Here is a 14,024-nt window from a genome sequence, read left to right as displayed (position 1 = left end):
TGTTGTGTTGCCGGTGTCAGGCAGGTTTGAATCCGTGGGGATTGTGGTGCTGCCAGCGCCAGCTGTCCTCGCACATGCGGGCGAGGTCGAGTTTGGCTTCCCAGCCCAGGGTATCTCGGGCCAGCGTCGGGTCGGCCCAGCAGGCCGCGATGTCACCCGGACGGCGCGGCACGATTTCATAGGGCACGCTGCGCCCGCTGGCGGTCTCGTAGGCGCGCACCAGGTCCAGCACGCTGTAGCCCTGGCCGGTACCGAGGTTGACCGTCAACGAGCCTGGGTTGCCAAGCAACCAGCGCAATGCAGCAACATGACCCTCAGCCAGGTCGCTCACGTGGATGTAGTCGCGCACGCCGGTGCCGTCGGGCGTCGGGTAGTCGTTGCCGAAGACGGAGAGTCGGTCGCGCCGGCCGACGGCGACCTGGGCGACATAGGGCATCAGGTTGTTGGGCGTGCCGCGCGGGTCTTCGCCGATGCGGCCGCTCTGGTGGGCGCCGACAGGGTTGAAGTAGCGCAGGCAGGCGGTCTGCCAGCTGGGTTCGGCGACGCCCAGGTCATGCAGGATCTGCTCACCCATCAGCTTGGTGGCGCCGTAGGGGTTGGTCGACGAGGTGGGCGCGTCTTCACGCAGCGGCAGCTTCTCGGGCGCGCCGTAGACCGTGGCGCTGGAGCTGAACACCATGCGCATGCAGCCATGGCGCTTCATGACCTCGCAGGTGTTGACGAGGCCGCCGAGGTTGTTGCGGTAGTAGGCCAGCGGCTGGCTGACCGATTCGCCGACGGCCTTGTAGGCCGCGAAATGCACGACGGCTGCCGGCTTGTAGCTGCCGAAGATCTCGTCCATGGCGGCCGCATCGCAGACGTCGGCGCGTTCGAATTCGATGGGCGCGCCGGCCAGTTCGGCCAGACGCTCCAGCACGATGGGCGAGCTGTTGACGAAGTTGTCCACGCCGACGACGCGATAACCTGCATGCTGCAGGGCGAGCCAGGTGTGCGAGGCGATATAGCCGGCCGCACCGGTGAGCAGGACGGTGGTCATCAGAAGAGGATGGCTTGGGCAGTGCAGCCATAGCTGCTGGCGGTGTAGACGTATTGCGGCACGCTGCTGTCTCGGCTGGCATGGTCGTACTGGCAGCCAAGACTGATGCCGCGGGAGAAAGCCCAGCGAGCGCCGACGTTATAGGTCTTGAAGTCATCCAACGCGTCCGCCAGGGTGGCGCCCGTCGCGCTGGTCCGGGTGCCGTGATTGCGGTTGACCTTGGCGCTCAGGCTGAGCTTGCTGGTGAGGGCGTAGCTGCCACCCAGTTGCTGGGTGGTATAGACGCGGTTCAGGTCCGCGGCCTGAACCAAGCTTTCCTGGCCGGTATCACGGGCGTATTGCAGATTCAGCTGCACCTTGGCTGTAGGCTGCCAGTTCCAGCCGATGGAGCCCGTCGTGCCGCTGAAGTCCCGCGTTAGATTGTTCAGGCTGTTCTTGGCCTTGCTGCGACTGACGCGCGTGTTCAACGTGCTGTGGCCGCCCGTACTCCATTTCGTCGTGAAATCGAAGTCGTCGCGGGTGTAATCGTTGGGCTCGGTGATGACGACGAATTTCAAGGTGGCTGGATCAAGGGCCAAGCCGACGGGAAAGCGCGGGTTCTTGCCTTTGGTGTGCCTTGCTACCAGTCCCAGGCGGACATTCCCTGCCGGGGTGGCATAGATGCCGAGGGAGCCCGTGTTCTGCTGAAAACTGAAGCGGTCGTATTCCGAGGCACTGAAGTTTCGGCGACGGTAAGACCAGCTTCCTTCAAGGGTATATCGCGTGGCGACACCGAGGCGCGCCAATGCTTGGTATTCATCCTCTCGTTCGGTGTTCTTCTTGAGGATGGGATCGACGCCACTGCCGATGTTGAAGTCTGCAAGAGAGCGCTCTGATTTGGCACTCAGCACACCCGAAAGATCCCCCACCGTCTGCCAGTTCAGCGCAGTGCGCAAGGTGTAGGACAGGTTGTTCAGGTCGCGATTCTCGGCATAGCGGTTGTCTTGTACCGAGCCGTCCAGGGTCAGATGTTGACGACCGAATTTCTGGTCAATGCCGCCGAGCAGGCCGGCGCTGGTGACCCTGTCGTTGTTGGTGGCCGTCGACTGCCTGTACACGTTGGAGACATGGGTCACGCCCAACGAACCGCCCACATAGAAGGGCGTCGTGTCGTCCGTCTGAGCCTGCGCGGATTGAATCGACGCCAGAGTGACGAGCAGCGGCGCAAGCAACGCCCGACGGGGGCAACGGCGAAAGGGCTTAATAGGCATGGCGATCAAAAATCACCAACCTCACCGTCCGCAGAATGATCTGCAGATCGAGGGCCAGCGACCAGTTGCGCAGATATTCGAGATCGTATTCGACGCGTGCAATCATCTTGTCGATGGTGTCGGTCTCGCCACGCAGGCCGTTCACCTGTGCCCAGCCCGTGATGCCGGGCTTGACCTTGTGGCGAACCATATAGGCCTTGATGAGCTTGCGGTATTCCTCGTTGTGCGCCACTGCGTGCGGGCGCGGCCCCACGATGCTCATGCGGCCCTGCAACACGTTGATGAATTGCGGCAACTCGTCCAGCGAAGTGCGGCGGATGAAGGCGCCGAAGCGGGTGATGCGCGGGTCGTCCTTGGTGGCCTGCTTGACGACGGTGCCGTTGTCCAGGGCGCGCATGGAGCGGAACTTGTAGACGATGATCTCTTCGCCATCCAGGCCATTGCGGCGCTGCCTGAAGATGACGGGGCCGGGCGAGCTGAGCTTGACACCGATGGCGACTGCCAGCAGCAGCGGCGAGATCAGCACGAGGATCAGCGCGGCCAGCACGATGTCGCTGACGCGCTTGATCAGCTGGTTGGTGCCCGTGAACGGGGTCTCGCAGATGCCGACGACAGGCACGCCCGAGATGTCCTGCAGGCGGCCCTGGATGATGCTGATGCCGAACACGTCGGGCACGAAGAAGAGCGAGGCCGTCGTGCCCTGCACCTGTTCCAGCAACTCGACGATGCGGGGCTGGGAGCCCAGGGGCAGGGTGATGTAGACCTCGCGCACGCCCTTGTCGCGCACGAACTCGCTTAGCTGGGCCAGGGTGCCCAGGATGGAGGCGCCAGCTTCAGGGTGGAGGCGCTCAGGTGCGCGGTCGTCGAAATAGCCCAGGCAGATGACGCCCTGGGATTCGCGCAGGGCGCGCGCCACCTTGTGGCCCAGCGCCCCGGCGCCGACGACCACGGCCGTGCGCCTCGCACTCGGGTCGCGTGCCCGCCATTGCTGGATGCGCCGGCCCGTCTCGATGGCGGCGATCTGCGCGATGGGGGTGATGATGGCCCACCAAAGCAGGACTTCATTCTCGAAGTAATGCAGGCTGTTGGTCGCGTAGCCGCACAGCAGCAGGATGCCCAGCAGCACCAGCCAGGAGGACAGCACGTCGACGAGGGCGCTGGCCGGGTGGTCGCTGAAGCGGTTGCGGCCCGGGAAGGTGAGGGCGAAGACCAGCAGGCACAGCGTCAGGGTGGGACGCAGCACCGGCTCGTCGAAATGGCCGTTCACGAGAAGGAAGGTCAGAACGATGATGCCGGGCTCCAGGAAGGCGGCGATCAGGGATTCGACCGACTGCGGCGCGCTGTAGAACGTCCTCTTGTAGCTGCGGTCCTCAAACATCGTGATGGGTCTGGTGGCCCTCGGCTAGGGTCTACCCGGGGCTGAAAATGGATCTGGGATTCTCTACCAACAAATTTGACAACCGAGCCGTTCGCGTCCCTTGTTCATGGTCCGCTGCCTACAATCTTGTGTATGTCTGCGTCCTGGTCCATGCCGCCCCTGCCTCCTCTGCCGTCCATCGCACCCTTGCTGATGCCCGCTCTGCAGGACCGCCTCGTTTTGCTGATCAACCATGTCGTGTCGCGCGAGCCCATCGCTGCGCAGCGCCTGAAGCCGCTGGCCGGGCGGGGCCTGGTCGTCCATCTGGCCGGTTGGCCGACCTTGTTGCCGGCCGCTCCCGATCTGGTACTGGGTGTTACGCCCGCCGGCCTGTTCGAGCGGCTGGATGCCCCGCCGCCGGGCGCCGGTGGCCTGCGCATCGAGATCGACGCCTCCAACCCCGCCAAGCTGGCCCTGGGTGCTTTCACCGGTGAGGCGCCCACCGTCGGCGTGCAGGGCGATGCCGCTTTTGCCGGCGAGATGCACTGGTTGATGGACAACCTGCGCTGGGACATCGAGGACGACCTGGCCGGCATCGTCGGGCCCTTGCCCGCCCGCCAGCTGGCCCAGTTCGGTCGCACGCTGCGGCGCACGCTGTCGGGCATGGCCGCGCGTTTCGCGACGACGACGGCCGGTGGCGGCGCATGAGGTTTGTCTCGCGGCTGCTGGTCATTCTGTGGACGGTCTGGCGCTTCGGTCTCGATGAACTGGCCCTGTCGGGCCTGCGCCGGCGGCGTTTCCAGCTGCTGAGGCGGGCCACCCGGTTCGGCCGCCGCTGGCAGCAGCCGCGCGGCGTGCGGCTGCGGCTTGCGCTGGAGGCGCTGGGACCCATCTTCGTCAAGCTGGGCCAGGTGCTGTCGACACGGCGCGACCTGTTGCCCGAGGACGTGGCGCTGGAGCTGGCCAAGCTGCAGGACCGCGTGCCGCCGTTTCCGGCGGCGTTGTCGCGCGAGCTGGTCGAGCGCGCCTTCGGCGGCCGGCCGCTGGAGGAGCTGTTCGCCAGCTTCGACGCCGAGCCGGTGGCCAGTGCCAGCATCGCCCAGGTCCACTTCGCGACGCTGAAGGACGGCCGCGAAGTCGCCGTCAAGGTGCTGCGCCCGGGCATGCTGGACATCATCGACGACGACCTGTCGCTGATGCGCAAACTCGCCGTCTGGATCGAGCGCTTCTCGGCCGACGGCCGGCGCCTGAAACCGCGCGAGGTCGTCGCCGAGTTCGACACCTATCTGCATGACGAGCTGGACCTGGTGCGCGAGGCCGCCAACGCCGCCCAGCTGCGCCGCAATATGGACGGGCTGGACCTGGTGCTGGTGCCCGAGATGCACTGGGACCTGTGCCGCTCCGAAGTCATCGTCATGGAGCGCATGAAGGGCGTGCCGATCTCGCACCGCCCGGCGCTGGAGGCGGCTGGCATCGACATCGCCAAGCTGGCCCGCGATGGCGTCACCATCTTCTTCACCCAGGTGTTCCGCGACGGCTTCTTCCACGCCGACATGCACCCTGGCAATATCCAGGTGAGCTTGGCGCCCGAGACCTTCGGCCGCTACGTGGCGCTGGACTTCGGCATCATGGGCACGCTGACCGAGGTGGACAAGGATTACCTCGCGCAGAACTTCATCGCCTTCTTCCAACGCGACTACAAGCGCGTCGCCGAGCTGCACATCGCCTCCGGCTGGGTGCCGCCCGAGACCCGTGTCGATGCGCTCGAGAGCGCGGTCCGGGCGGTTTGCGAGCCTCATTTCGACCGGCCGCTGAAGGACATCTCCCTCGGCCAGGTGCTGTTGCGCCTGTTCCAGACCTCGCGCCGCTTCAACGTCGAGATCCAGCCCCAGCTGGTGCTGCTGCAGAAGACTCTGCTCAACGTGGAAGGCCTGGGCCGGCAGCTCGACCCCGAGCTCGACCTCTGGGCGACCGCCAAGCCCTTCCTGGAACGCTGGATGAACGAGCAGGTCGGCTGGCCGGCCCTGGCCAAGCAATTGCAGAAAGAAGCGCCGCGCTTTGCCCAGCTCATCCCTGAGCTGCCGCGCCTGTTGCACGACGCCCTCAAGGGCCAGGCCCAGCGCCGCGACGACGCCGACACACGGGCCCTGGTGCGCGAGCTGCGCCGCACCAACCGGCTGCTGTCCGGCCTGCTCTGGGGTGCGGCCGGCTTCGCCATCGGCGTGGCCGTGGCCTGGCTGACCGTGCGCTTTCTGGGCATCAGCCCTTAGGGCGCATTCATGGCGGCGCCTTCATAATCCGCGCCAAATTTTCGGCCCTTCGCCCGCTTCCACGCTCATGAACACCACGCTCATCGTCTTCGTCGTGCTCTACCTGCTCGGCACGCTGGGCATCGGCGTCTGGGCCGGCACACGGATCAAGAACACCAGCGACTTCGCCGTCGCCGGCCGCAGCCTGCCGCTGATCATGGTGGTCACGACCACCTTCGCGACCTGGTTCGGTGCCGAAACGGTGATGGGCCTGCCGGCCAAATTCGTGCAGGGCGGCCTGGGCGCCGTCGTCGAGGACCCCTTCGGCGCCGGCTTATGCCTGGTGCTGGTGGGCGCCTTCTTTGCCGCCCGGCTGTACCGCATGAACCTGTTGACCATTGGCGACTTCTACCGCCAGCGCTTCGGCAAGGGCGTCGAGGTGTTCTGCTCGCTGGCCATCATCCTCAGCTACCTCGGCTGGGTGGCGGCCCAGGTCACGGCACTGGGGCTGGTGTTCAACATCCTGACCGACGGCGCGATGAGCCCGCAGTCCGGCATGGTCGTCGGCCTGCTGGCGGTGCTGGTCTATGTCGTCATCGGCGGCTTCCTGGCCGTGGCCTGGACGGACTTCATCCAGATGATCGTGCTGGTCATCGGCCTGAGTGTCATCGCGGTGTTCGCCTCCGACCTGGCCGGCGGCGCGGACAAGGTGCTGGCCCTGGCCAAGAGCCGCGACCTGGGCCGCTTCCTGCCCAACCCGACCTTCACCGAGATGGCCATGTTCCTCGGCTCGGGCCTGACGATGATGCTGGGCTCCATCCCGCAGCAGGACGTGTTCCAGCGCGTCATGTCCGCCAAGGATTCGAAAACCGCCCAGCGCGGCGCCATGATCGGCGGCTTCAGCTACATCGCCTTCGCCTTCGTGCCCATGTTCATCGTGCTGGCCGCCGTGGCCGTCATGGGTGACAAGGCGCTGGAACTGGCCCAGAACGACTACCAGCGCGTGCTGCCCAGCTTCGTCATGGGCCATATGCCGCTGTTCATGCAGATCCTGTTCTTCGGCGCCTTGCTGTCGGCCATCAAGAGCACCTCGTCGGCCACGCTGCTGGCGCCGACGACCAGCTTCGTCGAGAACATCCTGAAGCAGATCCGGCCCGGCATGAGCGACAAGCAGTCTCTCGTCGCGATGCGCGTGACGCTGGTGATCTTCGCCTTCGCCGTGCTGGCCTATGCCATCGCGCTGCAGGGCACGTCCATCTACGACCTCGTCAGCGCCGCCTACCAGGTCACGCTGGTCGCCGCCTTCGTGCCGCTGGTGTTCGGCCTGTACTGGAGCCGGGCGACGACCCAGGGCGCCGTGTTCTCCATCTTTGCCGGCATCGCCGTCTGGGTGGCCTTCTTCCCGCAGGTGACGACCTGGGGCGAAGTCTTCCCGGGGCAACTCGCCGGGCTGCTGGCGGCGCTGGTCGGCATGGTGGTCGGCTCGCTGATGCCCCAGGTGCTGACCGACCGCCGCGAGCACGTCAGCCACCATCTGCAGCCCCACGGCTGAGCTGTCCCTTAAAATGGCGGGCTTTGCGCCTCACACGAGCCCATCATGCCGATTTACGCCTACCGCTGCAGCGCCTGTGGCCACGCCAAGGACGTGCTGCAAAAGCTGTCTGACGCGCCGCTGACGACCTGCCCGGCCTGCGCGGCCGAGAGCTTCTCCAAACAGGTCACCGCCGCCGGCTTCCAACTGAAAGGTTCGGGTTGGTACGCGACCGATTTCAAGGGTGGCTCGTCCGCGCCTGCGGCCCCAGCCGCCGCCGATGCGACCAAGCCTGAGGCGCCCAAGACCGAAGCTTCGGCCTCGTCCTCCTCCACCCCCTGCGGCGGCTCCTGCGCCTGCCACTGACCGGAAGTTTCGTGGGCGCATCTCTCCGCAAATACCTGGTCGCCGGCCTGCTCGTCTGGCTGCCGCTGGCCATCACCATCTGGGTGCTGGCTCAGGTGCTGGACGTCGTCAACGGCGTGTTCGGCTCCATGCTGGCGGCGCTGGCCCTGGTCATGCCGGCCTCGCTGAGCACGGCCATCCTGGAACTCCGCCATGTGCCGGGTCTGGGGCTGGTGATCCTGGTCGGCGGCCTGCTGGCCACGGGCGTGCTGGTGGCCAACATCTTCGGCCAGTGGCTGCTGACGCAGTGGGACCGGCTGATGTCCCACATCCCCATCGTCAAGAGCATCTACAGCTCGGTCAAGCAGGTGTCGGACACGCTGTTCTCCAGCAGCGGCAACGCTTTCCGCGAGGCCGTGCTGGTGCAATACCCGCGCGCCGGCTCCTGGACCATCGCCTTCGTCACCGGCTCCCCCAGCGGCGAGGTGGCCTGCCATCTGGAGCAGGAGCATGTCAGCATCTATGTGCCGACGACGCCGAACCCGACGTCGGGTTTCTTCCTCATCGTGCCGCGCGCCGACGTCAAGCCGCTGCACATGACGGTGGACGAGGCGCTCAAGTACATCATCTCCATGGGCACCGTCGCCCCGCTGCCGCATCCGGACGCGGCATTGGCCGATACACGAAATCAGCTGGGTTGAGCGCCCCGGCAGGCGTTCAATCCTGAGAGCCGAGCGAGCTCGCCAGCGCCCCAAGAACATCCCCTGAAAAGAATTCGGAGAAATCCCATGCGTACCTGCTATGCCGGCCAAGTCAGCGAAAAGCTGCTCGACCAGACCGTGACCCTGATGGGCTGGGCCCATCGCCGCCGTGACCACGGTGGCGTCATCTTCATCGACCTGCGCGACCGCGAAGGCCTGGTCCAGATCGTCTGCGACCCCGACCGCGCCGACAGCTTCAAGATCGCCGAAGACGTCCGCAGCGAGTTCTGCCTCAAGATCGTCGGCAAGGTGCGCGCCCGCCCGGCCGGCACCGAGAACGCCAACCTCGTCAGCGGCAAGATCGAAGTGCTGTGCCACGAGATCGAGGTGCTGAACCCGTCGGTGCCCATCCCCTTCCAAATCGACGAAGAGAACCTCAGCGAGACGACCCGCCTCACGCACCGCGTGTTGGACCTGCGCCGCCCCTATATGCAGAACAACCTGATGCTGCGCTACCGCGTCGCGATGGAAGTCCGCAAGTTCCTGGACGAGCATGGCTTCGTCGACATCGAAACGCCGATGCTGACCAAGTCCACGCCCGAAGGTGCGCGCGACTACCTCGTGCCCAGCCGCGTGCATGACGGCCACTTCTTCGCACTGCCGCAGTCGCCCCAGCTGTTCAAGCAGCTGCTGATGGTGTCGGGCTTCGACCGCTACTACCAGATCACCAAGTGCTTCCGTGACGAGGACCTGCGCGCCGACCGCCAACCCGAGTTCACGCAGATCGATATCGAGACCAGCTTCCTGACCGAGGAAGAGATCCGCTCGATGTTCGAGGGCATGATCCGCCACGTCTTCCGCAAGGCGCTGAACGTCGAGCTGGGCGACTACCCGGTCATGAAGTACGCGGAAGCCATGCACCGCTTCGGCTCCGACAAGCCCGACCTGCGCGTCAAGCTCGAGTTCACCGAGCTGACCGATGCGATGACGACGGTGGACTTCAAGGTCTTCAGCGGCCCGGCCACCACGCCGGGCGGTCGCGTCGTCGCGCTACGCGTGCCCAAGGGCGCGTCCATGAGCCGCGGCGAGATCGACGCCTACACCGAGTTCGTCAAGATCTACGGCGCCAAGGGCCTGGCCTGGATCAAGGTCAACGAAGTGGCCAAGGGCCGTGAAGGCCTGCAGTCGCCCATCGTCAAGAACCTGCACGACGAAGCCGTTGCCGAGATCCTCAAGCGCACCGGTGCCCAGGACGGCGACCTGCTGTTCTTCGGCGCCGACAAGGCCAAGGTCGTCAACGACGCCATCGGCGCGCTGCGCCTGAAGGTCGGCCACAGTGAGTTCGGCAAGGCCAACGACCTGTTCAACGACGTCTGGGCGCCGCTGTGGGTGGTCGACTTCCCGATGTTCGAGCACGACGAGGAGAACAACCGCTGGGCGGCCGTTCACCACCCGTTCACGGCCCCCAAGGACGGCCATGAGGACCTGATGACGTCCGACCCGGGCAAGTGCATCGCCAAGGCCTACGACATGGTGCTCAACGGCTGGGAACTGGGTGGCGGCTCGGTGCGTATCCACCGCGCCGAGGTGCAGGCCAAGGTCTTCGAGGCGCTGAACATCAGCGCGGAAGACCAGCGCATCAAGTTCGGCTTCCTGCTGGACGCGCTGCAGTACGGCGCCCCCCCGCACGGTGGCCTGGCCTTCGGCCTGGACCGCATCGTCACGATGATGACCAAGGCCGATTCCATCCGCGACGTCATCGCCTTCCCCAAGACGCAGCGCGCCCAGTGCCTGCTGACCGGCGCGCCGTCGCTGGTCGACGAGAAGCAGCTGCGCGAGCTGCACATCCGCCTGCGCAATGCGGGTGGCACGGCCGCCTGAGCTTCATCTCTCAGCTGAAAAGGGCGCCCATGTGGCGCCCTTTTTTTGCTGGCGAGCTTGAGTCAGCGAGTCGCTTGGCGCGTCTGCCGCAAGGGATGACGTAGGCGCCATGTGCAGCACATAGCAAGTGCCTTGCGGCCGCCCAGCGATGAACTCACCGCGTGCGTCCATATCGGCCGCCCGGCGCGCGAGAGAGCGCATGCCGCTGCCAAAACCTGCCGTACCGGGATCGAAGCCGATGCCGTCATCGCAAAAGCTCAGCACCCAGGCGCCAGCGCTTTGCGCATCCGGCTCGATGCTGACCGAGAGCGTTCGGGCCTGCGCGTGGCGCACGACATTGGTCGTCAGCTCGAAGATCAGGCGCTGCAGCGCGATGCAGCGTGCACCGTCCAGCGAATAGCTGTCCGGCGCCAGCGTGCAATGCCATTGCGTGCGGACACCGCTGTGCTTGAGGCGACGCTCCACCTGATGGCGGATCTGGCCGAGCAGCATCAGCAGGTCGCCGTCGAACTGCTCGGTATTGCTGACCAGCATGCGCATCTGCTCGATGGCGGTGCGTACCTCGTGAACGAGGTCGTCACGCTTCAGGTCGCCGGACTCCACCTGGGCCAGCAGCGCCTGCAGTTGCAGCCCCATGCCGTCGTGGATGTCGCAAAGGATCCGGTCGCGCTCCTGGCGCTGCAGCTTCAGGTGCGCCTGGGCCTGCTGCTCGTCGAACCGCTGCTCCAGGCGAGCCCGGTGCTCGGCCACTTCGGTCAACATGCCCTCCCGGGCGCGCTGCAAGACAGCCTCCTGGCGGCGCTGACGTTCCAACAACAGCCAACCCATGGCGATGAGGAAGAGCAATTGCGAGTAGCGGGAGATGGTCAGGGAGGAGAAGCCGTCGCTGCTGTAGAAAACCAGCCAGTGGTCATAGATTCCCATGGACACCGCCCCGGCGCCCGCCACGGCCAGGATGGCCGATTCACGGTTTCGTACCCGGAACCACTGCCAGATCACCATCAGGCACAAGAGCACCGAGAAGGCCAGCACGACCGTCAGCCAGACCTGGTGCACCAGCGCGTTGCGCCAGAGGCTGTACCAGGGAATGCAGACCAGCGATGCGAGGGTCAGTGTGGCCATCATTCCCCGCACGGCACGTCCGCGCAGGATCACGGTCTCGGCGCAGAAGGCCGCCAGGCAAAGCAGATAGCAGATATAGATTGCATCGGTGAGCAGGCCCCACCAGTCATGGGGCAAGGGTGGCCGCACGACCAGCCTGAAGGAGACGCACAGCGCGCCGAAGAGACAGGCGGCGCAGAACAGCAGCATGGCCCGGTCCCGCGAGCGCCACGCCAGCGGTATGGCGGCGATGGCGAACAGCAGCGAAGTCGCAATGTCCGCGTAGGAGCTCTTGCTCTGGAGCAAGTCGCGCCACTCGTAGCGGGCACGGACTTCGTCGGGTGGACCTACCGTGAGCCTCGAAACCCCGGCGAACCCGGCCATCTCTCCGGCAACTTCCAGCACGAGCTCGTTGCTGCCCGCGCGCAGCGTGTCGGGCGCCATGTACACATACTGCGGCTCCATGCCGTGATCGACATCGACAGCGCGCAGGTCGCCGAAACGCGCCACCACCTGGCCATTGACTCTCACGTGGAAGCGGTTGCCCACCCGCGGCAGGTACAGCCCCCAGCCGCTCACCAGGGCCTCGGGCGGGACGCTGAAGGCCATGCGGTAGCGGTATTGCCCGGACATCCCTGCGGGGTTCCAGACGTGGGGCAGGGACACCTTCTGGGTGGTGCTCGCTTCTGTGCTCGGGCCAGTGCCCGTGCCTGGCATGGATTCCAACTGGGCTTCGGTGAGGTCCTGCAGCGGCCCCTGAGRCGGGCCGCAGGCGGCCTGCAGCGCCAGCAGGATGGCGAGCAGCAGCCACCTGGCGACACGATGGGCTGAAGCGACCATGGCTCACGTTACGGGCGAAATTCGATTTGTCGATGCGGAACTCACCTAGCGGGCCTGTACGGCGGGCCGGACTCAGCAGTTTTCGGTAGTGCGCCTCCCCGACCCCGCGCCTAGGATCGCTTCCATGAGCCCACCTCTGCGCATCGCCATCGTCGAGGACGAACCCGTGACCCGGCGCCGCCTTGTCGAGGCCGTGGCCCAGGACCCTTCGCTGCTGCTGGTCGCCGAATTCGACGATGGCCGAACCGCGCTGAAGTGGCTGGAGCACGAGGCGCCCGACGTGCTGCTCTGCGATCTGGGCCTGCCCGACCTGCCGGGGTTGGCGATCATCACCTACTGCGTGCACCGCCACCCCCGCTGCCAGGTGATGGTGATCACGATGTACGAGGATGAGTCCCATGTGCTGCGCAGCCTGAAAGCCGGGGCCAAGGGCTATCTGCTCAAGGACAGCGTCGGCGCCGAGGTGGTGGAGCACATCCATGAACTGGCCCGCGGCGGATCACCGATCACGCCGGTGGTGGCCCGGCTCGTGCTCGGCACCCTGCATGCCCCGGCTCCAACCAGCGAGACGGCTGCGGATCCGCTGGCAGTGCATCTGTCGGCGAAGGAACTGACGATGCTGACCCGCATTGCCCAGGGCTTCAGCTATGCGGAGATTGCCGGCCTGGAAGGCATCTCGCGCAACACGGTGGCAACCCACATCCGCAATGTCTACAGCAAGCTGGAAGTGCACTCCAAGAATGAAGCTGTGTATGAGGCCAGCCGCCTGGGCCTGATCGACACCCGTCTGTGACTGCCGCACCGCGGCCGGGCTTTTTTACGCCCCCGCTCAGGGGGAATGTCCCCCGTCCCTGGGGCATGGGGGCGCGATGGCGAGGGCAGACTCTCGCGTCTGTATCTTGAGGTGACCCGCATGAACGTCGTCCGCTCCATCCTGGCTTCCGCCGTCGTCCTGCTGCTCGCGGGCTGCGGCAAGTCGTCCACCACGTTGGGCGATGGGGGCTCGGTCATCAGCGGCTCGGCCGGCCCCGCCGGTGCCCACAAGGCCAGCCGCGAACTCGTCAAATGCGACGCCCCCGTCGCCACGCTGGCCCTGGTCGAGAACCCCAATGGCTATGCCTACTCCAGCAGCTACCAGTTGCCGTCCAGCCCCGTGCCGCTGGTGCGCCTGCTGGCCCAGCAGAGCGGCTGTTTTCGCGTCGTCGACCGTGCCGCGGGGCTCAAGGCCACCGTGCGCGAGCAGGAGCTCAAGGAAGCCGGCATCCTGCGCCAGCAGGGCAACACGGTCAGCAAGGGCAAGGGCTACGAGGCCCAGTACAGCCTGACGCCCAGCCTGACCTTCAGCGAGCAGGACGCCGGCCGCCAGATCGGCGGCATCCTCCAGGCCATCCCCTATCTGAACAAGCTCGTCGGCGCGGCCGAGCAGGTCAAGCTCAAGCAGGCCCAGGCGGCCCTGCTGCTGACCGACAACGAGACGACCGAGCAGGTCGCCGCGTCCACCGGCTCGGTCGAGGTGGCAGACCTCGGCGTGGGCGGTGCCGTGCTGGGCAAACTGGGCGGCGCGGCGGGTGCCGGCTGGAGCAATTCCAACGAGGGCAAGGTCATCGCCGCGGCCTTCCTGGACGCCCACAACCAGCTCGTCGCCCAGGTACGCGAGCTGCAGGCCAAGGAGCTGCCGCCCGAGGTGGCCCGACGCAAGCAACAAGGGGGCTAAAGGAATCTATGCTTTGGCC

The 14,024-nt window shown here is 66.0% G+C and carries 12 protein-coding genes; 8 read left to right on the top strand and 4 right to left on the bottom strand.

Going from position 1 to position 14,024, the window contains the following annotated elements:
• Positions 1-16: 16 nt before the first annotated feature.
• From galE to AC1D2H_RS00950, 3 genes are read right to left on the bottom strand one after another with little or no spacing between them, the layout of a single operon-like run.
• Complete coding sequence (gene galE, locus AC1D2H_RS00960; RefSeq protein ID WP_478009555.1) at positions 17-1,036, bottom strand: UDP-glucose 4-epimerase GalE; 1,020 nt, start codon at positions 1,034-1,036, stop codon at positions 17-19.
• Positions 1,036-2,286 (bottom strand): hypothetical protein, encoded by a 1,251-nt coding sequence (locus AC1D2H_RS00955; RefSeq protein ID WP_478009554.1) that lies wholly within the window; start codon positions 2,284-2,286, stop codon positions 1,036-1,038. The genes galE and AC1D2H_RS00955 overlap by 1 nt, the downstream gene beginning before the upstream one ends.
• Positions 2,276-3,664 (bottom strand): undecaprenyl-phosphate glucose phosphotransferase, encoded by a 1,389-nt coding sequence (locus AC1D2H_RS00950; RefSeq protein WP_478009553.1) that lies wholly within the window; start codon positions 3,662-3,664, stop codon positions 2,276-2,278. The genes AC1D2H_RS00955 and AC1D2H_RS00950 overlap by 11 nt, the downstream gene beginning before the upstream one ends.
• 132 nt (positions 3,665-3,796) lie before the next feature.
• Here AC1D2H_RS00950 and AC1D2H_RS00945 point away from each other — a divergent pair, with 132 nt between their 5' ends.
• From AC1D2H_RS00945 to aspS, 6 genes are all read left to right on the top strand, one after another.
• Positions 3,797-4,351: a hypothetical protein gene (locus AC1D2H_RS00945; RefSeq protein ID WP_478009552.1), complete on the top strand. Its 555-nt coding sequence runs from the start codon at positions 3,797-3,799 to the stop codon at positions 4,349-4,351.
• A complete protein-coding gene (gene ubiB / locus AC1D2H_RS00940) occupies positions 4,348-5,913 on the top strand; it encodes a ubiquinone biosynthesis regulatory protein kinase UbiB (RefSeq protein WP_478009551.1) in 1,566 nt (521 codons plus the stop codon). Before AC1D2H_RS00945 ends, ubiB begins: the two co-directional genes overlap by 4 nt.
• 67 nt (positions 5,914-5,980) lie before the next feature.
• On the top strand, positions 5,981-7,444 hold the full coding sequence (locus tag AC1D2H_RS00935) for a high affinity choline transporter 1 (protein ID WP_478009550.1): 1,464 nt from the start codon (positions 5,981-5,983) through the stop codon (positions 7,442-7,444).
• A 45-nt stretch (positions 7,445-7,489) separates the two neighbouring features.
• A complete protein-coding gene (locus AC1D2H_RS00930) occupies positions 7,490-7,789 on the top strand; it encodes an FmdB family zinc ribbon protein (RefSeq protein ID WP_477933172.1) in 300 nt (99 codons plus the stop codon).
• 11 nt (positions 7,790-7,800) lie between these two features.
• Complete coding sequence (locus AC1D2H_RS00925) at positions 7,801-8,469, top strand: DUF502 domain-containing protein (RefSeq protein ID WP_478009549.1); 669 nt, start codon at positions 7,801-7,803, stop codon at positions 8,467-8,469.
• 87 nt (positions 8,470-8,556) lie between these two features.
• A complete protein-coding gene (gene aspS / locus AC1D2H_RS00920) occupies positions 8,557-10,350 on the top strand; it encodes an aspartate--tRNA ligase (RefSeq protein WP_477933168.1) in 1,794 nt (597 codons plus the stop codon).
• A 3-nt stretch (positions 10,351-10,353) separates the two neighbouring features.
• Here the strand turns inward: aspS and AC1D2H_RS00915 are convergent, their stop codons facing one another.
• The gene (locus AC1D2H_RS00915) at positions 10,354-12,060 is read right to left on the bottom strand and encodes a sensor histidine kinase (RefSeq protein WP_478009548.1); all 1,707 of its coding nucleotides are present in this window, start codon (positions 12,058-12,060) and stop codon (positions 10,354-10,356) included.
• 355 nt (positions 12,061-12,415) lie between these two features.
• Between AC1D2H_RS00915 and AC1D2H_RS00910 the strand changes: the two genes are divergently transcribed.
• Both AC1D2H_RS00910 and AC1D2H_RS00905 read left to right on the top strand, forming a co-directional pair.
• A complete protein-coding gene (locus AC1D2H_RS00910; RefSeq protein WP_478009547.1) occupies positions 12,416-13,084 on the top strand; it encodes a response regulator in 669 nt (222 codons plus the stop codon).
• A 120-nt stretch (positions 13,085-13,204) separates the two neighbouring features.
• Positions 13,205-14,005 (top strand): CsgG/HfaB family protein, encoded by an 801-nt coding sequence (locus AC1D2H_RS00905; RefSeq protein ID WP_477933161.1) that lies wholly within the window; start codon positions 13,205-13,207, stop codon positions 14,003-14,005.
• Positions 14,006-14,024 lie beyond the last annotated feature (19 nt).

Source organism: Roseateles sp. P1_C1_2 (assembly GCF_056406535.1).
The sequence above is the reverse complement of the archived record's forward strand: the minus strand, read 5'-3'. Positions and strand labels throughout refer to the sequence as shown.